The sequence below is a fragment of the Pseudoalteromonas sp. S16_S37 genome (assembly GCF_014694405.1).
Classification (GTDB): domain Bacteria; phylum Pseudomonadota; class Gammaproteobacteria; order Enterobacterales; family Alteromonadaceae; genus Pseudoalteromonas.
On the sequence record NZ_JAAUWV010000233.1, the window covers coordinates 1 to 302 of the forward strand.

Here is a 302-nt window from a genome sequence, read left to right on the forward strand (position 1 = left end):
CACCTTGTATCGCACCTTGAAAATAGTCGAAGACGTCACCAACATGCGCCCGTTTACGTGTTTTGTAGACCGAGGTTATCGCGGTCATATGGCAGAGCGGTATGAAGTCTTTATCGCAGGACAAAAACGCGGTGTGACACCTGCGATTAAGAAAAAACTCAAGCGCCGCAATGGGATAGAGCCCATCATCGGGCACATGAAAAGTGATGGCCATTTGGGATTAAACCGCTTGAAAGGCATATTGGGCGACAAACTCAATGCCATTCTAGCGGGTGTGGGCCAAAACTTTAGAAAAATCCTAA

Annotated in this window: 1 pseudogene; it reads left to right on the plus strand. The window is 47.4% G+C overall.

Annotated features, from left to right (window positions below):
* Positions 1–302: pseudogene (locus tag HC733_RS23345) on the plus strand (IS5/IS1182 family transposase); the annotation flags it as partial.